The sequence below is a fragment of the Kribbella monticola genome (genome assembly GCF_003261635.1).
GTDB lineage: Bacteria > Actinomycetota > Actinomycetes > Propionibacteriales > Kribbellaceae > Kribbella > Kribbella monticola.
The window spans coordinates 44,277-60,111 of record NZ_QFXK01000034.1; the positions used below are offsets into that span (position 1 = coordinate 44,277).

General features: G+C 68.1%; 16 protein-coding genes. 11 read left to right on the plus strand and 5 right to left on the minus strand.

The annotated features are described in order from the left end of the window. Positions 1-152: 152 nt before the first annotated feature. Positions 153-1,148, plus strand: a complete 996-nt coding sequence (locus DIZ26_RS24830; protein WP_232828577.1) for a LacI family DNA-binding transcriptional regulator — start codon at positions 153-155, stop codon at positions 1,146-1,148. 61 nt (positions 1,149-1,209) lie between these two features. On the opposite strand, the gene eboE is transcribed toward DIZ26_RS24830, so the two are convergent. Together eboE and DIZ26_RS24840 are read right to left on the minus strand one after the other, a co-directional pair. Further along, positions 1,210-2,364 carry a metabolite traffic protein EboE gene (eboE, locus tag DIZ26_RS24835; RefSeq protein ID WP_112245581.1) on the minus strand — a complete coding sequence of 385 codons (1,155 nt, stop codon included), beginning with the start codon at positions 2,362-2,364 and terminating at the stop codon, positions 1,210-1,212. 141 nt (positions 2,365-2,505) lie between these two features. Further along, positions 2,506-3,963, minus strand: a complete 1,458-nt coding sequence (locus tag DIZ26_RS24840; RefSeq protein WP_112245583.1) for a YibE/F family protein — start codon at positions 3,961-3,963, stop codon at positions 2,506-2,508. Between the two features lie 54 nt (positions 3,964-4,017). On the opposite strand from DIZ26_RS24840, the gene DIZ26_RS24845 reads away from it, so the two are divergent. The 6 genes from DIZ26_RS24845 to DIZ26_RS24870 all read left to right on the plus strand — a co-directional run bounded on the left by DIZ26_RS24845 (position 4,018) and on the right by DIZ26_RS24870 (position 8,813). Further along, positions 4,018-4,986, plus strand: coding sequence for a metal ABC transporter substrate-binding protein (locus tag DIZ26_RS24845; RefSeq protein WP_112245585.1), 969 nt, complete (start codon positions 4,018-4,020; stop codon positions 4,984-4,986). Continuing rightward, entirely contained in the window at positions 4,983-5,741 is a 759-nt protein-coding gene (locus tag DIZ26_RS24850) for a metal ABC transporter ATP-binding protein (RefSeq protein ID WP_198676272.1), read from the plus strand. Before DIZ26_RS24845 ends, DIZ26_RS24850 begins: the two co-directional genes overlap by 4 nt. Continuing rightward, positions 5,738-6,742: a metal ABC transporter permease gene (locus DIZ26_RS24855; protein WP_232828578.1), complete on the plus strand. Its 1,005-nt coding sequence runs from the start codon at positions 5,738-5,740 to the stop codon at positions 6,740-6,742. The genes DIZ26_RS24850 and DIZ26_RS24855 overlap by 4 nt, the downstream gene beginning before the upstream one ends. A 32-nt stretch (positions 6,743-6,774) precedes the next feature. Further along, the gene (locus DIZ26_RS24860; RefSeq protein WP_198676273.1) at positions 6,775-7,182 is read left to right on the plus strand and encodes a Fur family transcriptional regulator; all 408 of its coding nucleotides are present in this window, start codon (positions 6,775-6,777) and stop codon (positions 7,180-7,182) included. Positions 7,183-7,266: 84 nt separating this feature from the next. After that, on the plus strand, positions 7,267-7,755 hold the full coding sequence (locus DIZ26_RS24865) for a MerR family transcriptional regulator (RefSeq protein ID WP_112245591.1): 489 nt from the start codon (positions 7,267-7,269) through the stop codon (positions 7,753-7,755). 77 nt (positions 7,756-7,832) lie between these two features. Continuing rightward, positions 7,833-8,813, plus strand: coding sequence for an aldo/keto reductase (locus DIZ26_RS24870; RefSeq protein ID WP_112245593.1), 981 nt, complete (start codon positions 7,833-7,835; stop codon positions 8,811-8,813). A 106-nt stretch (positions 8,814-8,919) separates the two neighbouring features. Here the strand turns inward: DIZ26_RS24870 and DIZ26_RS24875 are convergent, their stop codons facing one another. Together DIZ26_RS24875 and DIZ26_RS24880 are read right to left on the minus strand one after the other, a co-directional pair. Continuing rightward, positions 8,920-9,525, minus strand: a complete 606-nt coding sequence (locus DIZ26_RS24875) for an MBL fold metallo-hydrolase (protein ID WP_112245595.1) — start codon at positions 9,523-9,525, stop codon at positions 8,920-8,922. Then, positions 9,525-10,619, minus strand: a complete 1,095-nt coding sequence (locus DIZ26_RS24880; RefSeq protein ID WP_112245597.1) for an S-(hydroxymethyl)mycothiol dehydrogenase — start codon at positions 10,617-10,619, stop codon at positions 9,525-9,527. The genes DIZ26_RS24875 and DIZ26_RS24880 overlap by 1 nt, the downstream gene beginning before the upstream one ends. A gap of 307 nt (positions 10,620-10,926) precedes the next feature. Between DIZ26_RS24880 and DIZ26_RS24885 the strand changes: the two genes are divergently transcribed. From DIZ26_RS24885 to DIZ26_RS24900, 4 genes are read left to right on the plus strand one after another with little or no spacing between them, the layout of a single operon-like run. Beyond that, positions 10,927-11,817 carry an ABC transporter ATP-binding protein gene (locus tag DIZ26_RS24885; RefSeq protein WP_112245599.1) on the plus strand — a complete coding sequence of 297 codons (891 nt, stop codon included), beginning with the start codon at positions 10,927-10,929 and terminating at the stop codon, positions 11,815-11,817. Continuing rightward, complete coding sequence (locus DIZ26_RS24890) at positions 11,817-12,641, plus strand: ABC transporter permease (protein ID WP_112245601.1); 825 nt, start codon at positions 11,817-11,819, stop codon at positions 12,639-12,641. The genes DIZ26_RS24885 and DIZ26_RS24890 overlap by 1 nt, the downstream gene beginning before the upstream one ends. Positions 12,642-12,643: 2 nt before the next feature. Continuing rightward, a complete protein-coding gene (locus DIZ26_RS24895) occupies positions 12,644-14,071 on the plus strand; it encodes a sensor histidine kinase (protein ID WP_232828579.1) in 1,428 nt (475 codons plus the stop codon). Continuing rightward, positions 14,068-14,712 carry a response regulator gene (locus DIZ26_RS24900; RefSeq protein ID WP_112245605.1) on the plus strand — a complete coding sequence of 215 codons (645 nt, stop codon included), beginning with the start codon at positions 14,068-14,070 and terminating at the stop codon, positions 14,710-14,712. Before DIZ26_RS24895 ends, DIZ26_RS24900 begins: the two co-directional genes overlap by 4 nt. Here the strand turns inward: DIZ26_RS24900 and DIZ26_RS24905 are convergent. Continuing rightward, positions 14,709-15,581, minus strand: coding sequence for an LLM class flavin-dependent oxidoreductase (locus tag DIZ26_RS24905; protein WP_112245607.1), 873 nt, complete (start codon positions 15,579-15,581; stop codon positions 14,709-14,711). The two genes, DIZ26_RS24900 and DIZ26_RS24905, sit on opposite strands and share 4 nt — an antisense overlap. Positions 15,582-15,835 lie beyond the last annotated feature (254 nt).

Here is a 15,835-nt window from a genome sequence, read left to right on the forward strand (position 1 = left end):
GTTCCGTGCTCCGGGAACGGTGTCAAGACTTCGGCAGCGATCGGAACACAACCTGGGTGTCAGTCCGGAGAACGCCTTGACAAGGTTCCGGAACCGCCGGGATGCTCAGTCCTGGGGAACGCTCCCCGCTGTTCGAGGCCGAGGGGGTACGCGTGCGACGACCGACCCTGCATGCCGTCGCGGCCCGGGCCGGAGTGTCGAAGTCCAGCGTTTCCCGGGTGATCAACGGCGAGCCCACGGTGGCCCCGGAGATCCGGCAGATCGTGATGGCCGCCGTGACCGAGCTCGGCTACGTACCGAACGGCGCAGCCCGCAACCTGGTCACCCAGAAGACCAACACGATCGCGATCATCGTCTCGGACCCGCCGGCCGGCCTGGTCTCGGACGATCCGATGTTCGCGATGGTGGTTCGCGCGGCCTCCCGCGAACTCGAGGCCGCGGGCAAGCAGGTGTCACTCGTGCTGGCGGGCTCCGACGAGAGCCGCCAGCGCGTCGAGCAGTACCTGGCCGCGGGTCACGTCGACGGCGCCATGCTGGTCTCGATGGACGGCGCCGACCCGCTCCCGGCCGCCCTCGCGCGGACCGGGCTGCCGGTCGTGTCGCACGGCCGGCTGGCAACACCGGGCCTGATGCCGTACGTCGACAACGACAACATCGGTGGCGCCACCAAAGCCGTGCAGCATCTTCTCGACCAGGGCCGGCAGCGGATCGCCACCATCTCCGGTCCGTTGGACATGACGGCAGCACAGGACCGCCTGACGGCGTACCGGGACACGCTGCGAGGCACCGGGCGGCGGTCGATCGTTGCCCTCGGCGACTTCACCCGGATCTCCGGTGCCGAGGCGATGCGGCAACTGCTCGACGACGATCCGCAGCTCGACGCGGTGTTCGCTGCCAACGACCTGATGGCGATCGGCGCCCTGCGGACCCTCCGGGAAGCGGGACGGCGGGTGCCGGACGACGTCGCGGTGGTCGGCTTCGACGACATCGAGGCCGCGCTCTACACCGCTCCCCCGCTGACCACCGTCCGCAGCCCGATGGGCGACCAAGCTGCCGGGACAACTCGGTTGCTGCTCGACCTGCTCGCCCACGGCGATGCGGATTCGGTCATCCTGCCGACCGAGCTCGTCATTCGCGAGTCAGCCTAGAAGCCTTCTACAGCAGGTCCCGTACTGCGGTTGCCGCGCGAGTCGCTGGGGCCGAGGCGGATCAGAGTTGGGTGAGGCCGAGGGCGATCAGGCGGTCGCGGAGCCAGGCAAGCTCGCCGGCGATTCCTTCGGCCAGTTCCTCCTTGCTCTTGGGTGGCGACGGGAGGACCGACCAGGTGTAGGTCTCGCACTCCAGGTGATGGGTCAGCGGCTCGGGACCTCCGACGAGGTGCCGCAGGCTTTCTTCGACAACGTCGGTGGTGCTGGTCAAGGGCGTCCGCGGCGGGGCGTGCACGGGGATATGGAAGTGCGCTCGCCAGGACGCATGCCCGGACAGCTCGCCGACGAGATCGAGGTCGTCGACACCTGGTCCGCCGTACTCGCGGATCTGGTGCAGGAACTTGGGCTCGGCGAACTTCGCCAGCGCCTCGCGGGCCGCCGGGTCCCACGGCGAGGCGAGGTGCAGGGCGGCCGAGAGCTCGCTCTTCACGATCTCGACGTTCGCTTCGGCAAGGAGCGCGAACGACCTACCCGGCTCCTCGAACTGCACCGCCAGATGACACGTGTCCAAACAGATCCCCACCCGCGAGCCACCAGTCGACGCGGCGTACGGGTTCAGCCAGTTGGCGGCTTGGCCGATCATTTCGAGGACGCAGCCTGGTTCGGGCTCGACGGCGAGCCGGATCCGGCGGCCGGTTCTGGTGTGGACCCGGGCGAGGTGCTCGTCGAGTTTGTCGAACGCCTGTCGCGCCTGAGCGTTCCGGCTCCGGCTCCACGGCGTACGCCAGGCCAGCGGCAGCGTGGAGATCGACCCGTACGCCGCATCGGCGGGCAGCAATTCGCTCAGCACCTTGACGAGATCGAGGGTGTAGTCGAGGCGCGCCGGCTCGGTCCAGTCCGGCTGGTACACCTTCTTGCCGATCACGCGATCGTGGAACCCGGAGTACGAAAAGCCGTTCAGGGTAACGACTTCCAGGCCGTTCCGGTCGAGTGCGCGGGCAAGTCGGCTGAGGGCGATCGGTGAGTTGGCCAGCCGCTCGGCGAGGGTGTTCGCGAGCCAGAGCCCGACGCCGAGGACGGGCACCTTGAGATGTTTGCGGACCAGCGAGGAGAAGCCGTCGAGCTGGGCGATGACGCCTTCGAGTTCCTCCGCGGGATGCACGTTCGTGCAGTAGCCGAGATGGACGATCGAACCGTCAGGGTGCCGGAACCTCATCGCCGTGCTCCGCGCAGGATCGAGTGGCCCCAGCGACGTCGCATCCGTTGCTCCTCACGATCAACGGCCACGGAAGGTGATCTTGGGCGTACCTTGAGTGACTGCAGGAACTCTAGATCGACCCCGGACTCTTGGGAAGACCTAGGCCTGGGCGGGAGATTCTCCTGCTCCGGCAAGGTGTTCCGGCTCCGCCACGAGATCCCGCGGCTCCGCCACGAGATCCCGCGACCGATCGGCGACGGCCATCGCGGCCAGCGCCGTCGTCAACGGGACGGCCGCGATGATCCCGAGACTGCCGACCAGACCGCGGACCACCTCGACGGCAACCGTCTCCGTGGTGACCACATAGCCGGTCGAGACTCCACCGATCGCGAAGACCATGAGCAGCGGAAGCGCCGCACCGGCGTACGCGAGAACCAGGGTGTTGACCACCGAGGCGACGTGAGCGCGGCCGATGCGCAGCCCGGCTCCGACCAGCGCGGACCGGCTGGCCGACGGATTGGCGGCGGACAACTCCCAGACCGCGCTCGCCTGGGTGACAGTGACATCGTCCAGTACGCCGAGCGCACCGATGACGATACCGGCCACCAGCACCCCGGGCAGATCGATCCCCGGCACCAGTCCCTTGATCGCCGAAGCACCCTCACTGGCCAGCCCGGTGAAGAGGCTGAGCTTGACGAATGCCCAGCCGAGGAACGCGGTCAGCGCGAGCGCCGAGATCGTTCCGGCCAGCGCGACCGACGACTGGGCGTTGATCCCGTGCGTCAGGAACAGTGCGATGACCATGATCACCGAGCCGCCGACGACCGCGACCAGCAGCGGATTCGATCCCTTCACGATCGCCGGCAGGATGAACTGGGTCAGCGTCACCGCCGTCACGCCGAGCGCGATCAGCGCGGACACCCCTCGCCAGCGCGACAAGGCGATCACCGCGACCGCGAAGATGCCCGCCAGCCACAGCAACGGCACCTTGCGATCGTGATCCACATAGTCGTACCGCGTATCGATGGTCTTGGCGTCCTGCTTCACGTTCAGCAGCAAGCGGTCGCCGACCTTGATCGGCAGCGCCACCTGGGCGGCCTTCGGCACCTGGACCGGCGCATCGAGGCCCTTGTCGTTCAGTCCCGGGGTGTCGGTCAGATGAACGGTCGCCTGGTCGCAGTTGCCGAGCTCCTTCGGGCAGGGAGCCATTGCGATCACCGTTCCGCGCGCACCCTGCTGTTCGGCCGCGGGGACCTTCAGGTCGGCACCCGGCCAGAGGATGATCATCGCGATCACGGCCGCCGCGATCAGCGGGATCAGGAAGGCGGCAACCACGATCCGCACCCGCCGCGCCACGACGGCATCCGCATCCACCACCGACGTGTCGACCACGTGATCGCTGTAACCGTGCCCGGCGCCCGATCCGTCGCCCCGCCCGCGGCCGACCGACTGCCCGTCGCCCAGCCCTCGGCTGAGCAGCCCGTCACCACGCCCGCGGCCGAGCGCCTGGCCGTGACCGTGACCGTGTCCGTGGCCGTGTCCGGAGGGAATGTCGATGCGGGCGCGACGGTTCGGCTTTCTGTCGGCTCGCCTGCGTCCCACGTTCCGCCTCGGCATCCGTCCACTCTCCCTGTTTTGACAACCATGTCCAATTAAATGAAAATGATTGTCATGAGACCTGTTACTCGCGCTGTTGCCGCCGGCGTCGCCGCACTGGCGGTCGTCACTCTCGCAGGCTGTGGCAACTCTGCTGCAGACGACCCGGCCGGCAGCGGTGACAAGCTCGACGTGGTCGCATCGTTCTACCCGCTGGAGTTCATCGCCAAGACGGTCGGTGGCGACGCCGTCCACGTGACGACGCTGACGGCACCAGGCGTCGAGCCACACGATCTGGAGCTCACGCCGAAGCAGGTCGGCCAGATCGCAAAGGCGAAGCTGGTCGTGTTCGAGAAGGGTCTGCAGCCGGCCGTCGACGAGGCCATCGAGCAGAACGGCAAGCAGGCCGGCTTCGACGTCGCGCCCGCCGCGAAACTCGAGGCGACCGGCGCCAACTTCGAAGAGGAGGACGGCGCCGCACCGCCCACCGGCACGGTCAAGCCGGCCGCCTTCACCGAGGACGCCCTCGACCCGCACTTCTGGCTCGACCCGGTCCGGTACGCCGATGTCGTGAAGGCGGTCACCGACAAGCTGATCGAGACCGACAGCGCGCATGCCGACGGCTACCGGCAGCGTTCGGAGGCGATGCTGGCCGAGGTGTCCAAGCTCGACAACGACTTCAGGACCGGCCTGGCGAACTGTCAGCTCAAGACGTTCGTGACCAGTCACCAGGCGTTCGCGTACCTCGCGAAGCGGTACGGTCTGCAGATGGTCGGTATCGCCGGATTCACCCCCGACGCCGAGCCGACCCCGCAGCGGATCAGGGAGGTCCAGGACATCGTGCGCAAGCAGCGGGTGTCCACGATCTTCTACGAGGAACTCGTCAGCCCCAAGGTGGCCGAGTCGATCGCCCGCGACGTCCACGTCAAGACCGCGGTCCTGAGCCCCATCGAGGGCCTCTCGGACGCGAACTCCAAGGAGTCCTACCTCTCCCTGATGCGGGAGAACCTGCAGGAACTCCGGAAGGCGAACAGCTGCGCGTGACCGATCCAGCCCAGCACCCAACCCCTGCCGTCCAGGTCACCGATCTCTCGGTCGACCTGGGCGGCCGGCTCGTACTGCGGGGTGTCGACCTCCAGATCCGCCAGGGCGAGGTGGTTGCCGTCCTCGGCACCAACGGCTCCGGCAAGTCCACCTTGATCCGGACCGTCGTCGGGTTGCTGCCGGCTGCTCGTGGTGAGGTCAGACTGTTCGGCCAGCCGGTGCCACGGTTCCGTCAGTGGCAGCGCGTCGGTTACGTGCCGCAGCGGATCACCGCGGCAGGCGGCGTACCGGCCACTGTGCAAGAGGTCGTGTCGTCCGGGCTCTTGTCGCGGCGGCGGTTGTTCCGTCCGCTCAAGGCGGCGGACCGGCAGGCGGCCGAGCACGCGCTCGAACTCGTGGACATGGCCGACCGCCGCAAGGACGGCGTCGCCGAGTTGTCCGGTGGACAGCAGCAGCGGGTGCTGATCGCCCGGGCACTGGTGTCGGATCCTGACCTGCTCATCCTCGACGAGCCGACGGCCGGGGTCGACCTGGCCAGTCAGGCGATCTTCGCCGACGCGATCCGCGAGCGGGTTGCCGGCGGCTCCACGGTGGTGATGGTCAGCCACGACCTCGGTCCGATGGACGCGCTGATCGATCGCTCCGTCGTACTGCGTCGCGGCCGGATCGTGTACGACGGTCCGCCGCACGCCTCGCAGACGCATGCCCATGTCCACCCGCACAGCGCGGATGACGAGCCGGGGTGGCTGTCGTGACGATGTTCCAGCTCGAGTTCATGCAGCGTGCGTTGATCGCAGGTCTGCTGACCGGATTGTCGGCGCCGGCCATCGGCACGTACCTGGTCCAGCGCCGGTTGTCGCTGATGGGCGACGGGATCGGGCACATCGCGATCACCGGTGTCGCCCTCGGGCTGCTGACTGGCACCGCGCCCGTGCTGACCGCGGTACTGGTCGCTATCGCCGGTGCAACGGCCATCGAGCTCGTCCGGGCTCGCGGGAAGGCGAGCGGCGATGTGGCGCTCGCACTGCTCTTCTATGGCGGTATCGCTGGTGGCGTGCTGCTGATCGGCCTGGCAGGCCAGGGCGCGGCGACGCTGAACACCTATCTGTTCGGTTCACTCACCACTGTGTCCCAGTCCGACCTGTACGTCGTGGTCGGCCTCGCCGTGACAGTCCTGGTCGTGGCGATCGGGCTCGGTCCGCAACTGTTCGCGGTGTGCCAGGACGAGGAGTTCGCGCGAGTCACCGGGCTGCGCGTGCAACTGCTGAACCTGCTGATCGCAGTGATGGCCGCAGTCACTGTGACGGTAGCGATGCGCACGGTTGGTCTGCTGCTGGTGAGCGCGCTGATGGTGGTGCCTGTCGCTACCGCGCAGCAGGTAACTCGGTCGTTCCGCAGTACGTTCATCACTGCTTGCGCGATCGGGGTGACGGCTTGCGTGGCCGGCATCATCACGTCGTACAACGCGAACGTGGCGCCCGGCGCGACCATCGTCGTACTGGCGCTGGCTGGGTTCGTGGTCGCCGCGGTCGTCGGCACGCTGCTGCGACGTCGGCATGCTGTCAGTGCGCCGCTTGCCGATGAGGAACCCGAGGTCGACATCCCCGAGCCCGCACCGCATGTGGTGAGCTCGGCGCACGCCCACGCGCACAACCCGGCATGTGGTCATCCCAAGGTCGAACACGACGACCATGTCGACTACGTGCACGACGGGCATCTGCACGCGGCACACGGGGATCACTGGGACGAGCACTGACTTGGCGGGGAATGAGAGAATACGGTGACGAGATGACAGGAGGCACGGTGGCCATCGGAACACGCTCGACCCGTCAGCGCGCGGCAGTCGCTTCGGCGCTCGACAACCTCGACGACTTCCGGACCGCGCAGGAGATCCACCAGGAGCTCCGGGGCGCGGGTGAGGCCGTCGGGCTGACCACGGTCTACCGCACCCTGCAGGCGCTGGCGGACTCGCGCGAGGTCGACGTTCTGCGCACCGCGGACGGTGAAACGGCATACCGGCGTTGCTCCAAGGGACACCACCACCACCTGGTCTGCCGCAACTGCGGCCGCACGGTCGAGGTGGAGGGCCCGGCCGTCGAACGCTGGGCCGACAAGGTCGCCGCCGAACACGGCTACGCCGACGTCAGCCACACCCTGGAAATCTTCGGCACCTGCCAGGACTGCCGTACCAGCTGAGTTTCCTCACCCGTGACCCCGTGCCAGTTTGTGGCCGGGGTCACAGTTGCGTTCGAGCGCGCTCTAACCTTTACGGTTTGAAGCATGAACACGACCGGTGTCCTCAGCTCCCCCGCCCGGCGGCAGGCTCTTGCCGACAGCTACCAGGCACCCGAGCTACCGCCGCCGGCTCCTGAACTGCTGCGGCTGCTCGACCTGCCCGCGAACCTGCCGGAGACGTTGTCGATCGCCGAAGTCGCAGCGGTCACCGGACTGACCGCGCACACTCTGCGGTACTACGAACGGATCGGGCTGGTCGAGGTCGCCCGGGACGAGTCCGGTTATCGCGTGTACGACCGAGAGGCGCTCGCGCGGATCGTCTTCGTCACCCGGCTGCGCCTGTCGGACATGCCGATCAGCACCATCACGCACTACATCAACCTGGTGAACCAGGGCGAGCAGACCGCTCCCGAACGTCTGCTCGTCATGCAGGAACACCGCGCGATGATCCGGCGCCGCCTTCGCGAGATGTCCGCGGCCCTCGCGCTCACCGAGTACAAGATCGCCACGTACGGCGGTCACTGCACCCCCTGACAACGCCCACCCCCTCTCGCTGACGGTCGCTGTTCCGTCGGCGGGCGGAGCCATGCCTTCACCACTAGGAGATTTCGATGATTCTCGGTACCAACGGACCTGAGGTCAGCCGGCTCGGACTCGGCTGCATGGGAATGAGTTTCGCCTACGGCCCCGGCGACGACGCCGAATCGGTCGCCACCCTGCACCGCGCACTCGATCTCGGCATCACGTTCCTCGACACCGCCGACATGTACGCCGCGGGCGCGAACGAGGAACTGGTCGGCAAGGCCATCGTGGGCCGCCGCGACGAGGTGGTGCTGGCGAGCAAATTCGGCATCGTGGTCGACCCGGCGACGCTGAAGGTCATCGGTGTCGACGGCTCACCGGCGTACGTGCGGTCCGCGATCGACGGATCGCTGGCCCGGCTCGGAGTGGACCACCTCGACCTGTACTACCAGCACCGGCCCGATCCGTCGGTGCCGATCGAGGAGACCGTCGGCGCGATGGCCGAGCTGGTCGAGGCCGGGAAGGTGCGGTACCTCGGGCTGTCCGAGGCGTCGGCGGACACGATCCGGCGAGCGCACGCGGTGCACCCGATCACCGCGGTACAGAGCGAGTGGTCGTTGTTCAGCCGCGACATCGAGGACGAGGTGGTGCCGGTCTGCCGCGAGCTGGGGATCGGGATCGTCCCGTACAGCCCGCTCGGCCGGGGCATGCTGACCGGCGCGATCGCCCGGACGGACGACCTGGCGGCCGACGACTTCCGGCGTACGCTGCCTCGCTTCGACGACACCAACCTGGCGGCGAACCTCGCGCTGGTCGACGAGGTACGCCGGGTCGCCGCGCGCCACGACGCCACGCCGGGGCAGGTCGCGCTGGCCTGGCTTCTTGCCCAGGGCAACGACATCGCCCCGATCCCCGGCACCAAGCGGCGGAAGTATCTCGAGGAGAACCACGGCGCGCTCGCGCTGCAGCTGACATCCGAAGATCTGGAAGCGCTCTCCGACCTCCGCCCAGCGGGAACCCGCTACCCCGACATGACCTGGGTCCAGCGCGACACGGTCGACTTGGGCTGAAGTGTGGACCGCCAACACTGATCAGCGACCGTTTCGGGGCAAAATCAGCGGCGTCTGAGCGTGGACGCCCGGGCGACGGTGCTTCGTCAGTGTTGGCGGTTCAGGGTCAGCTGATGTTGCCGGCTTCGGCGGCGATGGTCGTGGTGTCGCCGTGGCCGGTGTGGACGACCGTGTCGGCCGGCAGCGTCAGCAGCTTGGTGCGGATCGAGTCGAGGATGGTCGGCTTGTCGGAGTACGAGCGGCCGGTCGCACCGGGGCCGCCCTGGAAGAGGGTGTCTCCGGTGAAGACCGCGTTCAGGTCTTCCGCGTAGAGCGACGTGCTGCCAGGGCTGTGACCTGGAGTGTGGATCGCGCGGATCGTCGTACCGGCGATCTCGAACGTGGTGCCGTCGACGAGGTCGTGGTCCGGGCGGTCGTCGTACATGGCTTCCCACAGCATCGTGTCGGCCGAGTTGAGCCAGACCTGGGTGTCGAGGTAGTCGCGGATCCCGCCGACGGCGTTGATGTGGTCGTTGTGACCATGTGTGCAGATGAGCGCCGCGAGCCGGCGATCCCCGACGGCCTTGATGATCGACTCGGGGTTGTGGGCCGCGTCGACGACCAGGACCTCCTCGTCGTTGCCGATCAGCCAGACGTTGTTCTCGACGTCCCAGCTGCCGCCGTCCAGCGAGAAGATGCCGGAGGTGATGACGCGTTCGATCCGGGCCGCCATCAGAACAGCACCACAGAGCGCAGTACGTCGCCGCGGTGCATCTTGTCGAACGCGGCCTCCACCTCGTCGAGCGCGATCGTCTCCGACACGAACCGGTCCAGCGGGAGTCGGCCTTGCAGGTGGAGGTCGATCAGCATCGGGAAGTCGCGACTCGGCAGGCAATCGCCGTACCAGCTCGACTTCAGCGATCCGCCCCGCCCGAAGAAGTCGAGCAGCGGCATCTCGAGGCTCATGTCGGGTGTCGGTACGCCGACCAGGACGACGGTGCCGGCCAGGTCGCGGGCGTAGAACGCCTGCTTCCACGTCTCCGGACGGCCGACCGCATCCACCACCACGTCGGCACCGAAGCCGCCGGTGAGGTCCTGCACCGCTTTGACGACACCGTCGTGATCGAGACCCTTCGAGTGCACGGTGTGGGTCGCGCCGAGTTCCTCCGCGACCTTCAGCTTGCGCTCGTCCAGGTCGATCGCGATCACCTTCGCGGCTCCGGCCAGCCGTGCGCCGACGACGGCCGCAGTACCGACGCCGCCACAGCCGATCACGGCCACTGTGTCACCGCGGCCGACGTTGCCGGTGTTCATGGCGGCGCCGAGGCCGGCCATGACGCCGCAGCCGAGCAGTCCGGCGACCTCGGGCTTGGCGGCCGGGTCGACCTTCGTGCACTGCCCGGCCGCGACCAGGGTCTTCTCGGCGAACGCACCGATGCCGAGCGCGGGCGACAGCTCGGTGCCGTCAGCAAGGGTCATCTTCTGCTTCGCGTTGTGCGTGTTGAAGCAGTACCACGGGCGCCCACGCAGGCAGGCCCGGCAGTTGCCGCAGACGGCACGCCAGTTCAGTACGACGAAGTCGCCGGGCGCGACGTCGGTGACACCCTCCCCGACCGACTCGACGACGCCCGCCGCCTCGTGCCCGAGGAGGAAGGGAAACTCGTCGTTGATGCCACCCTCCCGGTAATGCAGGTCGGTATGGCAGACCCCGCAGGCCTGCACCTGTACGACCGCCTCCCCCGGGCCGGGATCGGGAATCGTGATCTCTTCGATCGTCACCGGAGCGCCCTTGGACAGGGCCACCACACCACGCACGGTCTGACTCATCCCCCGACGCTAACCGTCCCCGCAACCCCACGTCAGCCCCCACGCGCGTCGCCCCGCCAAATAACCCCCGCCCGAACCACCCCAGCACCACAACTCCACGCACCGCCGGAACCCACCCGTTGTGCGAACCCACACTTTCAGGGGACAACCCCCGGAAGTGTGGGTTGTCCCTCGGTATCCAGGCAGATAACCCACCTTTGCCGAGGTCATCCCCTCGAAGTGTGGGTTCGCTGTCCACCGGTCGGGGGACAGCCGGTCCGTCGGTCGGTGCTCCCTGGGACCGGGTGCGGAACGGGAAGGTTGAGCCATGACCGACACAGACATCGCCGTACGGGTCCGCGGACTCGTCAAGCGCTACCCGGACAAGGTCGCCGTCGCCGGCGTCGATCTCGACATCCACCGCGGTGAGGTGTTCGCCCTGCTCGGCCCGAACGGCGCCGGGAAGACGACGAGCGTGGAGGTACTGGAGGGGTACCGCCACGCCGACGAGGGTGAGATCAGCGTGCTCGGCGTGGACCCGGCCCGGGCCGACCGGAACTGGCGGGCCCGGATCGGGATCGTCGCCCAGTCGTCCCGCGACGAAGCCGAGTTGTCGGTCGCCGAACTGGTCAACCACTACGCCGGCTACTACCCGAACCCGCGCGACCCCGACGAGGTGATCGCCTCGGTCGGGCTGGACGACAAGCGCAAGACGCGGACCCGGAAGCTGTCCGGCGGCCAGCGTCGGCGGCTCGACGTCGCGCTAGGCGTGATCGGCAACCCGGAGCTGCTGTTCCTGGACGAGCCGACCACCGGGTTCGACCCGGAGGCGCGCCGGCAGTTCTGGACGCTGATCGAGAACCTGCGCACCGAGGGCACCACGATCCTGCTCACGACCCACTACCTGGACGAGGCCGAGCACCTGGCCGACCGGGTCGGCGTGATCGCGGCCGGCCGGATGATCGAGGTCGCCACGCCGGAGACGCTCGGCGGTCGCGGCGCCCGGACCGCGCGGGTTTCCTGGCTGGACGCCGACGGGGCGCACGAAGTACGGACCGATTCGCCGACCGCCGAGGTCGCCGCGCTGATGACCCGGTTCGACGGCGAGGTACCGGAGCTCGAAGTACGCCGTCCGTCGCTCGAAGACATCTACCTGGAACTGATCGGCAAGACCAACGCCGCCGCCGACCTCGCTACTGCCGAAGCTGGAGTTGCCTGATGAGCACCCTGACCGCCCTGAAGTCGTTGCCCTCCCCGCTCAAGGTCGGCGTCTCGCGGACCAAGCTCGAGGTCAAGCAGTTCTTCCGCGAACGGGAGCAGCTGATCTTCACCTTCTTCTTCCCGATCATCTTCCTCGGCATTTTCTCCGCCGTGTTCAGCGGCACGGACTTCTCCGGTGGCGTCAACGCCGCCACCTACTTCACCCCCGGAATGATTGCCTCCGGCATCTTCCTGACCAGCTTCCAGTCGCTGGCCATCACGATCGCGATGGAACGCGACGAGGACCTGCTGAAGCGCCTGCGCGGTACGCCGATGTCGCCGCAGTCCTACTTCATCGGCAAGATCGGGCTGGTGCTGTGCACCTCGATCGCCCAGTTCGCGCTGCTGCTCGCGATCGCCGGACTCCTGCTCGGCGTCGACATTCCCTCCGAGCCGTCGAAGTGGCTCAACTTCCTGTGGATCTTCGTGCTCGGTACTGCGTCGGGCTCGGTGCTCGGGATCGCGTTCTCGGTGGTGCCCAAGTCCGGCAAGGCCGCCTCCGCGGTGGTCACGCCGGTGGTACTGCTGCTGCAATTCATGTCTGGCGTGTACTTCGTCTACAGCGATCTGCCGTCCTGGATGCGCGGTGTCGCCTCGGTGTTCCCGCTGAAGTGGCTGGCCCAGGGCATGCGGTCGGTGTTCCTGCCGGACGGCTTCCAGGTACACGAACCCGGCGGCTCGTGGCAGCTGGGCACGGGCGCCGTAGTACTGGCGGTCTGGCTGATTGCCGGGCTGGTGATCGCGCAGCGGGTGTTCCGGTGGACCCGGCGAGACGCAGGCTGACGATGACGTCGGCAGCCGAACCGACCGAACCGACGAGCCGGTCGGTCGTCGGCTTGGCGGATGGGTCGGTCGGCGCCCCGACGGACCGGTCGGTCGTCGGCTGGGCGGACCGGTCGGTCGTCGGCTGGGCGGACCGGTCGGTCGGCGGCCTGACAGGCCGGTCGGTCGGCGGCGTGGTGGTGGCGCACTGGCGGCAGTGGAGGAAGATGGTGGGCATGGAGCTCACCAGCGGCGCCGGGCAACCGGTCTGGACCCGCACGCTGATCGCCTGGCACATCGTCTTCTGGACACTGCTCGGCGTCACCGCGCTGGTGTCGCTTCTCGGCGACCTGAGCGGCCGTCACCACCTCGCGGTTCTCGGCGCCCTGGCCGTCCTCGGCCTCGCCTACCACTTCGTCGGCCGGCCGGCGATGATCTCGCGAAACGCTCTGGCGGCGCGGATCTACCTCGTGCTGCAGATCGCCTGCGTGGCGGTCGTCGTGGCGCTCTACCCGCCGAGCGTGTTCCTGATGTTCATCGCGTCACCGCAGATCTGGCTGCTCAGCGACAAAGCTCGCGACTCGGTCGTGCTCAGCGTGCTGCTCGTCTTCACCGTCGGCGCGGCCCAGCTCTGGTCGGCCGGCTGGACGATCGACGCCTTCTGGGACATCTTGCCGTGGATGCTGATCAGCCTCGTGGTGAGCATGCTGCTCGGGATCTGGATCGACAAGGTGATCGCGCAGAGCCAGCAGCGGGCCAACCTGATCGAGGAACTCGAATCGGCCCGCGACGAACTGGCCGAAGCGCACCACACCGCCGGCGTGATGGCCGAGCGGGAGCGGATGGCGCGCGAGATCCATGACACGCTGGCCCAGGGGATGACGAGCGTGGTGATGTTGGCGCAGACCGCGGCCGTCGAGCTGCAGCGCGGTTCGCTCGAACCGGTGGCCGGCCGACTGGCCGCGATCGAGGACACGGCCCGGGAGAACCTGGCCGAAGCCCGGGCGCTGGTGGCGGCCTTCACGCCCGTCGCGTTGACCGGAGCGACGCTCGCCGAAGTACTGCGTCGGCAGGCTGAGCGATTCGCGGCAGAGACGGGCGTCGACGTACAGGTTTCTCTCGATATGCCGGACGACGAGGTGGCTGCGTTGCCGCAGGCGCAGCAGGTGGTGTTGTTGCGGGCTGCTCAGGAGTCGTTGGCCAACGTCCGCAAGCATGCCGGCGCGACTTCGGTCGTGATCTCGCTGGGGATGTCGGCGGCCGGGGTACGGATCGAGATCCACGATGACGGGTCCGGTTTTGCTGTGGACACCGCCGAGCGGTCCGGGTACGGACTGGCGGCGATGCGCGGGCGGGTCGAGGAGAGCGGTGGGACGGTTTCGGTCGAGAGTGCGCCGGGTCGTGGTACGCGGGTGGCTGTGTTGATTCCTTCGGCTGGGGAGAACGCGTGAGTATTCGGGTCCTGGTGGTCGACGATCACCCGGTAGTGCGGTCCGGGCTGATCGGCATGCTCGCCGTGACCGACGACATCGAGGTGGTCGGCGAGGCCGGCGACGGCGAGGAAGCCGTCGCGCTGGTGGCGACGACGCGCCCGGACGTCGTACTGATGGACCTGCGCATGCCGCGACGGGACGGGGTCTCGGCGACGGGTGCGATCGTGTCGTCGTTTCCGTCGACCAAGGTGCTCGTGCTGACGACGTACGACACCGACACCGACATCCTGCACGCGGTGGAGGCAGGCGCTGCCGGGTATCTGCTGAAAGACACGCCGCATGCCGAGTTGCTGGACGGGATCCGTGCGGCGTCGCGTGGCGAGACCGTGCTGGCTCCCCCGGTCGCGGCCCGGCTGATGTCCCGACTCCGTACGCCGGTCGCACCCGCCGCGGTCCAGCCGTCGCCTCGCGAGCTGGAGGTCCTGGCCGCGGTCGCGCGCGGGCTGAGCAATGCGGAGATCGGGCGGGAGTTGTTCATCGGGGAAGCGACGGTGAAGACGCATCTGCAGCGACTTTTCACGAAGCTGGACGTGGACGATCGCACCCGCGCGGTGACCGTCGCCATCGAGCGCGGACTGCTGCCTTCACCTCGGCGCTAATTCATTTGTAGTAGCGGCTTCACCTCCTGGCCGAGGAAGTGGGCGAAGGCGTCGAAGTCCGGCTCGTCGCGGCAGGGCTGGACCGAGATCGTCGTCGCGCCTGCTGCTTGCACCTCTTTGAGGCGCTCGGCGATCTCTTCGGCGTTGCCTACGGCACCTATCTTGGGCGAGCCTTTCATCCCGTACTCCGCCAGCTCCGCGTCGACTCGAGCGCGCGCATTCGGACCGGTCGCGACCGGGATGCTGGCGATGACCTCGTGGTCCTTCGCGGCCTTCTGGAGCGTGGCTTCGGTCGCCTGCTTGATCGCGTCGGTGTCCAGGCCGAGGGCGAGGAGGGTCCCGGTGCCTAGTTCACCGGCCGCGGCGAGGGACTTCGGACCGGCGACGCCGATCAGCAGGGGTGGTGGCTGGGTTGGTGGATGCGCGAGGGTGACGTCGGTCAGCTGGACGTAGCGTCCTTGGGTGGTGACGGTTTCGCCGTTCAGGAGTTGACGGAGGGCCGTTGCGTATTCGCTCAGGAGGGTGAGTGGCGCGTCGGCGCGGACGCCGGCCTGCTCCATCCAGGGTTGGACGCCGTGTCCGATCCCTGCGACGAACCTGCCCGGGTACAGGCGGTCGATGGTCGCGATCTCCATCGCCGCTTGCGTCACATTACGAAGTGGCACGGGAAGGATTGCTGCCCCGACACGAATGCGCTCAGTCGTCGCGAGCGCCGTCACCGCACTGGCGATAGCAGACTCGTTGAAACAGTCCTCAGAGATCCACAGATCATCCAGCCCACTGCTCTCCACGGCCGCCACAAACCCCCGAAACGCCTCAGGCGCCCACGCCGGCGGAAACGACACCCCTACTCTCAACCGATCATCCATTCCCCGATGCTAAAACCCCCCACCGACAGCTCCCCTACGCCAACTCCCTCGCGAAAACCACGCGGCACGACATGAGCAGGCGCCCGCTCCGCCCCGAGCCAACCGTCCACTCGCAGCAACCACGCCGTACCGCGCGACCAGGCACCCGCCAACCCCCAGCCCACCATCCGCCCACGCCGTACGAGGTGAGCAGACGCCCGTCGGCCGTGAGCTCGTCATCCGCTCGTGGGCACCACGCCGTACGTCGTGGGGTG